Annotated in this window: 6 protein-coding genes; 1 reads left to right on the top strand and 5 read right to left on the bottom strand. The window is 62.8% G+C overall.

All coding sequences use genetic code 11. The annotated features are described in order from the left end of the window. The coding region (locus ACFMO5_RS10700; protein ID WP_376792742.1) for an alcohol dehydrogenase catalytic domain-containing protein at positions 1-313 on the bottom strand (313 nt) is incomplete at its 3' end. Positions 314-482: 169 nt separating this feature from the next. On the opposite strand from ACFMO5_RS10700, the gene ACFMO5_RS10695 reads away from it, so the two are divergent. Next, positions 483-977: a cupin domain-containing protein gene (locus tag ACFMO5_RS10695; protein WP_376792741.1), complete on the top strand. Its 495-nt coding sequence runs from the start codon at positions 483-485 to the stop codon at positions 975-977. Positions 978-1,185: 208 nt separating this feature from the next. On the opposite strand, the gene ACFMO5_RS10690 is transcribed toward ACFMO5_RS10695, so the two are convergent. The 4 genes from ACFMO5_RS10690 to ACFMO5_RS10675 all read right to left on the bottom strand — a co-directional run. Then, complete coding sequence (locus ACFMO5_RS10690) at positions 1,186-1,857, bottom strand: response regulator (RefSeq protein WP_376792740.1); 672 nt, start codon at positions 1,855-1,857, stop codon at positions 1,186-1,188. Beyond that, on the bottom strand, positions 1,854-3,260 hold the full coding sequence (locus tag ACFMO5_RS10685; protein ID WP_376792739.1) for a sensor histidine kinase: 1,407 nt from the start codon (positions 3,258-3,260) through the stop codon (positions 1,854-1,856). Before ACFMO5_RS10685 ends, ACFMO5_RS10690 begins: the two co-directional genes overlap by 4 nt. 149 nt (positions 3,261-3,409) lie before the next feature. Continuing rightward, positions 3,410-4,141 carry a MerR family transcriptional regulator gene (locus tag ACFMO5_RS10680; protein ID WP_376792738.1) on the bottom strand — a complete coding sequence of 244 codons (732 nt, stop codon included), beginning with the start codon at positions 4,139-4,141 and terminating at the stop codon, positions 3,410-3,412. A gap of 197 nt (positions 4,142-4,338) precedes the next feature. Beyond that, the coding region (locus tag ACFMO5_RS10675; RefSeq protein WP_376792737.1) for an MFS transporter at positions 4,339-5,221 on the bottom strand (883 nt) is incomplete at its 5' end.

The following is a 5,221-nucleotide window of genomic DNA, read 5'->3' as shown; positions in this document are numbered from 1 at the left end:
CCCCTCGCTGACAGAACCGGCACGACCCACAGGGGGCAGAGTTGGCCGCCACCACCCGCATACCAGGGCGAAAGGCTTCTACGCCCTCCCCGACCGCGACGATCTCACCGGCCACCTCATGGCCAAACAGGGAAGGCAGCGGACCCAGGGCGGGATGATGCCCCCGCCGGAAGATCTTGACATCGGTGCCACAGGTGAGCGCGCGCTCTACTCGAAGGATCACCTCCCCTGGGCCGGGATCCGGCACGGGAACTTCCTCCAGGCGCAGGTCTCCAGGCCCATACAGGCGGGCCGCTAACATCCGCTCGGGCATCGGCTCCCTCCTCGCGATTTTCACTCACTTTAACAAGAGCGCTAAAATAACTCAAACACTTTAGGGACCTCGTGCTCAGTCCACTTTTGGACTGGGGATTGCCTTCGGCGACCCCCAGTCCAAAAATCCCAAAAGGGAACCAAGACCCAGCCCAACGGAGGTCATCCTGATGAGCGAGCCAGCGGTTCAGGAGATCCTGAGGATGGGCCGTCGCATCCTCTTCCATCCGGAGACGTTTCGGTGGGAGGGGATCGAGCCTCAAGCCTACAAGTTCAGCCTGGGAGAGGAGCGAGGGTTCGGCTGGCGAGGGGTCACCCGTTTCGTGATCGGCGGCCCTCCGGAGGCCCCATGTCGGTTCCAGCTGCGCTACTTTGAGCTCGCGCCGGGCGGGTATTCCAGCTTGGAGAAGCATCAGCATGTCCACTTCATCGTTGTCATCCGTGGACGAGGCAAGGCGCTGGTCGGTCCGGAGGTGTTCGAGGTCGCCCCCTTGGATGTGGTTTACGTGCCTCCGGAGGTGCCCCATCGCTGGATCAACGATGGCGACGAACCGTTCGGCTTCCTATGCCCGGTGGACGCGGAGCGGGATGCACCACGGCCGGTCGATGAGGCCGAGTGGCGCGCGTTAAAGCGGAATCCGATCACCGCTCCTTATGTGTTCTAACGGCTTCGCCGCAAAGCGGGTTGCTGACGCGGCCCGCCCTTCACAGGGCGGACGCCCCCACGTGTATGGATGATCCTTCCACAGGGAATTCCGCTGGGGTGTGATCGCGGGAAGGATGTAGGGGCACCCCTTGTGGGTGCCCCTACATGGGTGCCCGGGGCAGGCACAAGGCCGGCCCCTGCATCCGTCCTGTGTGGCGCGGGGTGATCTATGATCCTTTCTCCTCTACGATCCAGTCATGAATTCGATGCCGAAGCGCATAGGCCGCGGCCTCTACCCGGTTGGAGAGGCCCAGCTTGTCCAGGATGATGCTGACGTAATTGCGCACAGTCTTCTCGGTCAGGAAGAGCTCCTCCGCGATCTCTTTGTTGGTCTTCCCCTCCGCAATGCGGGCCAGGATCAACCGCTCACGTGGCGTGAGATCTTTGAAGGCATCCGCCTGCGCCGCCCGCGACCGCTGGCGGAACTGCTCCAGCACCTTCCGGGTGACCGCGGGGTCCAGGATCGCCTCGCCCCGGGCCAGGGCCTCCAGGGCTTGTATAAGCTCCCGGCTCCCCGCTCGCTTCAACACATAGCCTGATGCTCCTGCCTCAATGGCCCGTACGATGAACTCTTCACTGGGATAGGCGGTCAGGATCAACACCCGGGTATCTGGGAAACGCTGCGTGATCTCCTGACAGACCTCCAGACCATCCCGGTCCGGGAGGCGAACGTCCAGGATCACCAAATCCGGCCGCAGGCGCTCTGCCAGGGCGATGGCCTGCGCCCCGGTCTCCGCCTCCCCCACTAGCTCGAACTCCGGCCGGTTCTGCAACAGCAGCCGCAATCCCAATCGGACCACCTCGTGATCGTCCACCACCAGGACCCGCAACCGCTTCATGCCTTCTGCTCCACTGGCACCTCAAGCCATACCGATGTGCCATGTCCGGGTTGGCTCTCGATTCGCAGAACGCCCCCCAGCAACCGCGCCCGCTCCTGCATGGTCCGCAACCCCATCCCAATCGGATGATCCGGGCCCATCCCAATTCCATCGTCGCATACCCCAATCCGCAGGCGGCCATCCTCGATCTGAGCCTTCAGGATCGCCCGCCGGGCTCGAGCGTGGCGGATCACGTTGCTGAAAGCTTCGGTGAGGATGGCAGCCAGGTGAGCAGCCTGCTCCGGCCCCAGAAACAGATCTGGAACATCCAGCTGCGCCTCAATGTCAATGATGCTCCGGAACCGGGGATCCCGCGCGATTTCCTCCAACAACGGGCGCAGATGCCCCGGGCGGGAGATGCCCTGCAAAGTGGAAATGTAAATGCGGACATCCTCGATCGCACGATTCAAGGCAAGAAGCATCTGATCCAGGACCTGAGCCATCGATGAGTCCGGCTCGCATCGTTCCCGCAGGGCCTCCGCCAGCAACCCGGCGGCGTAGATTTGCTGAAGGATCCGATCATGGAGATCCCGGCTGATCCGCTCCCGCTCCATGGCCAGGATGTTCGCTCGCTCCATCTCCTCGATCCGCCGATCGATCTCGACCTGGAAAACCTCCAGGGACTGCAAGAGGGTGATTAAAAGGATCAGGCCCAGCAGGGATCGCCAAACCGGCATCGGGATCCCAATTGTCTGAAACACTGCCATCTCGTTGAAGACGTTCCCCGGGAAAAAGGGCGCCGCCGGACCGAAAACCCCTCCTGCGATGCCATAGCCAGCCATCGCCAAGCCCGCAATCCGTAAGGTCCGAATGATATATGGAAGATCCAACGGGGCGATGTGCTGATAGGCATGAACCCGTAGGCCGTAGGCGGCAATCAACCCTCCAGGCAACCCCAGCGCATAGCGAGCTGTGGCGGCGGCAATTGCGTACCAATCCTTAAGCTCTGGAAGCATCGTCAAGCCCAAATAGAACGGCCCGAGCAACCAGACCACAAAAATGGCTGTAGGAAGCCAGAAGGACCACTGCCACTTAGTGGGCAGCGGGCTGAATGTGCTGATCCCGAATTGGAACAAACAAAGGAACGAAAGGGCGAGAAGGAAAACCTGGGCGATGCGCAGCAGTTTGATCAGAAAATCAGGAAGATAAGTCGCCTGGATCGGAATGAACACGTCTCCCCACTCATGGAGGCCATGGAGGATCCCGAAGAGCGCCAACCACGGCAGGGCCTGCGCCAGCCGCAGCCGGCTGTGACGCAAGCTCTGAATGGCCAGGATCACACCCATCGTGAAGAAGACCTGGCCATATATGGAATACACGATGATCCGGTTCGCCTCAAAAAAGGATTGAAGGGCTTCGCGCACGAGGATCACCCCTTATGGTTTTGGAGGATCTTCGGGGTTTAGGGGCGCCTCTGGCGCCCCTAAACCCCGAAGGAGCGTCCCCTCCATGCGGCCTGTTGGGCTGTTGGGGCTTGTCCGCCTCCATCGATCCACAGCGCCACGAGCCGAGATCAACGCCTCGAGGAGCGAGCTGCGCGACGGATCCAGCGCCGCATGAGCGCCCGGCGCACATACTTGCGATAAAGGAGACCGATCAGGGCTTGGATCAGACGATGGAGCTCCCGAAACCGCCCGATCCGCTCTGCATCCGTATCCAAGTCCCCCACCAAAGGCATATAGATCGCCACATCGTGTCGAACTTGGGCACGGACCAGGCGCACATAAAAGGCCAGGTTCTGGCACGTGACCCCCATCGCCTCCAAATCCCGCACCACCTGCATCAGCGCCACATCCTCCAGGCTGTAGCGCCGTTCCTCGTTGGGTACTCCATCCGGCAGCAGGCCCAGCGCCTCCATCCGCCGGAGCTGTTCAATGGAGATCCCCGCCCGCCGGGCAGCCTCCTCCGCCGTTAAGGCGACCAGCTGCTCCCCCTCGGATTCCTGGAGAACCCGCAACAGCGCCTCCACAGCGCCCAGGTTCAGCGCCGGGTCCTCCTCCAAGCGATCGAGCATCGCCCGCACAACGGGAAGCGGGAGCCGGTGGCGAGCCCGCAGATTCAAGATCAGAGCCAGCCGCTCGACATCCATGGGACAATACAGGCGATGCCCGCCATGGGTGCGCCTGGGGCGGATCAGGCCCGCTTTCTCCCAATAGCGCAACTTGCTCGGGGTCACATCCGGGAACCGCTCCCGCAAATGGTTAACAACTTCCCCGATCGTCCACAGCCGCTCTCGTTGCTCCATCATCCGCCTCACTATGCCTTTCCATATTTGGTGGAAAGACTATTTGCCCTTTCCTGTTTCTCTTTCTATTTCTATTTCCTCCTCCTCTTGCGGCAGCCCTCTGGGCTGCCGCAAGAGGAGAAAGACCCTTCAGGGACCGCCGAAGGCGGCGGGTCTCAACCTCCGATTGAAGCAACCCACCTTGATATCTGCCGCAATCACTCGAGGATCGATGCGGCCTGCTTTTGCTCCCCTCGGGGCTCGGCTTTCCGGGCCGGGAGATCGGGCACGCCGAAGCCGATCAGGAGGATCCCCATCGCGAGGATCATCGCCAGGAAGGGAACCCTCCAAAAGGCGGCCAAGAGGGCCTCCCCGCCCGCGGAGAGGGCAGGGCCCAGCACCGCCCCCATGACCGCAGCCCCCATGGACCCACCGATGTTCCGAGCGAACAGCAACATCGCGGTGACCACTCCCAGCACATCCCGGGGGGCCTCCTCTTGGGCGCAAACTAAGAGAGCCAGCATCACAACGCCCATCCCGGATCCCACGATCAGCCCTGCCAGGCCCAACAGGGGTAGAGGGGCCTGCCGCGCCAGCGCCCACGCCCCAAACCCCGCGACCATCGCGACGGGCCCCCATCGGGCCGGCGGCCGGGGCCCCCAACGGGGTAACCAGCGAGCCGTCAGCACGCTGCTTACGGTCCAACCCACGGTCATCGGGGAGAGCAGGAGACCGCCTATGGTAGCGCTCTGTCCCCGTGCGATCTGAATGAACAACGGAATATATGCGGTCATCCCGAAGAACGCCATCCCCCCCAGGAGATTCCCCAGGAAGCCGCGGAAGGCAAACGGCCGCCGCAGGGCGGGGAAGGGGATAAGGGGAAGCGACTGCTGTCGCTCGAAGACCACAAAACCGGCCATCGCCAGGGCCGCCAGCAGAAGCGCCGCCGGGGATTCGAGCTCCAGACCGTAAATCAAGGCGCCCGCCCCAAGGGCGAACAGCGCCGCGCCCCCGAGATCCACCCGCACGCCCGCCTCATGGGCGGATTCCGGAACCCCGCGGCCCACGAGCAGCATCGCCGCAAGCCCGAAGGGGACGTTG

The organism is Thermoflexus sp. (assembly GCF_042408365.1).
Lineage (GTDB): Bacteria > Chloroflexota > Anaerolineae > Thermoflexales > Thermoflexaceae > Thermoflexus.
This window is presented reverse-complemented; position numbering and strand designations above follow the sequence as displayed.